Genomic DNA, 2,276 nt, shown 5'->3' with positions numbered 1-2,276 from the left:
TGAGCGGCGCTCGGAACGGGTCGCGGCGCGCCGCGGAACCGCTCCGAGGCGTAAGTATTTTCCTCGGGGTCGCGTCGTAAGCTCGGGTATGTTCCCCGCTCCCTTCCGGCTGTTCTTCGCCGTCGTTCCCCTCCTCGTCGCCGGCGGCGCGCTGGCGATGGCGGCGTTCCCCCGTCGACTGACCCGATGGAACCTGCGCTCCGCGGACGGCTCGACGGAGACGATCGAGCCGAGCGACACGCGGATCCTGCTGATGCGCGTCATGGGCGTCGTCGTCGCCGGTCTCGCGCTGTTCATGTTGTACACGAGCTTCAGGATACTCCCCTGACGGTCGTCGACGCCCTTCCCCCGATCGGAACCGACGCCGCCCGCGACCGACCGTGCCACCCGCTGTCGACGCTCCGATACGGTTTTGAGTCGCCCCGCGGAACTCCCGGCAAATGCTGTCTCGACAGTTCGTCCGGGAGAACCCCGAGGTCGTCCGCGAGGCGCTCGACAACAAGGGCGTCGACGTCGACCTCGACCGGATACTCGACGTCGACGAGGAGTGGCGGGAGCTGAAACAGCGCGGCGACGACCTGCGCCACGAGCGCAACGAGGTCTCCTCGAAGATCGGCGAACTGAAGGGGGCCGGCGAGGAGGAGGCGGCCCAGGAGGCGATCGAGCGCTCGCAGGAGCTCAAGTCGGAGCTTCAGGGGATCGAGGAGCGCGCCGAGGAACTAGAGACCGAACTGGAGGAGTCGCTGCTCGAACTCCCGCAGATCCCGCAAGACTCCGTCCCTGTGGGCGAAGACGAGTCCGAGAACGTCGAGCGCCGCCGCGAGGGGTTCGACGACCTCCGCGAGCTCCCCGAGGAGGTGACGCCGCACTACGACCTCGGCGAGGACCTCGAAATCTTAGACTTCGAGCGCGGCGCGAAGGTCGCCGGCGGCGGCTTCTACGTCGCGAAGGGCGACGGCGCGCGCCTCGAACACGCGCTGATCCAGTTCATGCTCGATGTCCACCGCGAGCAGGGGTACGAGGACGTGTTCCCGCCGATCCCGGTCAACTCCGCCTCGATGCGCGGCACCGGTCAGCTCCCGAAGTTCACCGAGGACGCCTACCGAGTGGAGGGATCGAACGAGGACGCGTACGACGACGACGACCTCTGGCTGCTCCCGACCGCCGAGGTGCCCGTCACCAACCTCCACCGCGACGAGATCCTGCTCGGCGAGGACCTCCCGCTCAAGTACCAGGCGTACACCCCGAACTTCCGGCAGGAGGCGGGCGAACACGGCACCGAGACGCGCGGTATCGTCCGCGTTCACCAGTTCAACAAGGTGGAGATGGTGAACTTCGTCCGCCCCGAGGAGAGCGACGAGCGCTTCGAGGGGCTCGTCGACGAGGCCGAGGAGGTGCTCCGTCGGCTGGAGCTTCCCTATCGCATCCTTGAGATGTGTACCGGCGACCTCGGCTTCACGCAGGCGAAGAAGTACGACGTGGAGGTGTGGGCACCCGGCGACGACATGGACGAGGGCCCCGAAGAGGGCGGCCGCTGGTTGGAGGTCTCCTCGGTCTCGAACTTCGAGGACTTTCAGGCGCGCCGTGCCGGCATCCAGTACCGCGAAGAACACCACGAGTCCGCGGAGTACCTCCACACCCTGAACGGCTCCGGGCTCGCGGTCCCCCGGATCGTCGTCGCGGTCTTGGAGTACTACCAGAACGACGACGGCACCGTCACCGTTCCCGAGGCGCTGCGCCCGTACATGGGCGGCACCGAGGTCATCGAGGGGCACGACCCGGTCGGCGAGACGAAGCTCGGAAGCGGGGAGTGAGCGGGTCGGCCGCGATCGGCCCGAACCGCTACCGACGCCAGAGGATCAGGACGCCGGCCACCACCGACAGGCCGACGACGGTCAGCGCTTCGCCCATCATTCCCGGATCGCTCAGCGTTGCGATTCCGACGGCCGTCGTCACGAGCCCGACGACCAGCGCGATCGCCCCCAACACGACGTTCGGAACGAATCCGAGCAGGACATCGAAGACGAGTTCGACAACGTCGTCGATCATGGGTCTCTGAGTCTCGTTCGCCCTCCGACGATAACGTTTCGGCAGGAAAATAGGAATAAACCGTTCGGTAGAGTCTCACGAATTGCTCAGTACAGGAGACTTAGCGACCGATCCACCAGATCGGTGCGGTGGCGCGCGCCTGCGAGGCCGCCTCGCGGCCGAGCAGCACGCGTCGAGGGAGTCGGCCGCAACGAGGGCGACCCGAAGGGAGCCCGACGGACGCGGCC

Annotated in this window: 3 protein-coding genes; 2 read left to right on the top strand and 1 reads right to left on the bottom strand. The window is 67.2% G+C overall.

Annotated elements, in window-relative coordinates; genetic code table 11:
- Window positions 1–88 precede the first annotated feature (88 nt).
- Both BN903_RS11575 and serS read left to right on the top strand, forming a co-directional pair.
- Complete coding sequence (locus tag BN903_RS11575) at window positions 89–328, top strand: hypothetical protein (RefSeq protein WP_048077870.1); 240 nt, start codon at window positions 89–91, stop codon at window positions 326–328.
- 112 nt (window positions 329–440) lie between these two features.
- Window positions 441–1,814, top strand: a complete 1,374-nt coding sequence (gene serS, locus BN903_RS11570) for a serine--tRNA ligase (protein WP_048077869.1) — start codon at window positions 441–443, stop codon at window positions 1,812–1,814.
- Window positions 1,815–1,842: 28 nt separating this feature from the next.
- Here the strand turns inward: serS and BN903_RS11565 are convergent, their stop codons facing one another.
- Window positions 1,843–2,049 carry a hypothetical protein gene (locus tag BN903_RS11565; RefSeq protein ID WP_048077868.1) on the bottom strand — a complete coding sequence of 69 codons (207 nt, stop codon included), beginning with the start codon at window positions 2,047–2,049 and terminating at the stop codon, window positions 1,843–1,845.
- Window positions 2,050–2,276: the final 227 nt, after the last annotated feature.

It is taken from the genome of Halorubrum sp. AJ67, assembly GCF_000513435.1.
The sequence above is the reverse complement of the archived record's forward strand: the minus strand, read 5'-3'. Positions and strand labels throughout refer to the sequence as shown.

Coding starts and splice junctions, on each gene's coding strand:
- BN903_RS11575 (WP_048077870.1), top strand. CDS start 89: ATGTTCCCCGCTCCCTTCCGGCTGTTCTTCGCCGTCGTTCCCCTCCTC.
- serS (WP_048077869.1), top strand. CDS start 441: ATGCTGTCTCGACAGTTCGTCCGGGAGAACCCCGAGGTCGTCCGCGAG.
- BN903_RS11565 (WP_048077868.1), bottom strand. CDS start 2,049: ATGATCGACGACGTTGTCGAACTCGTCTTCGATGTCCTGCTCGGATTC.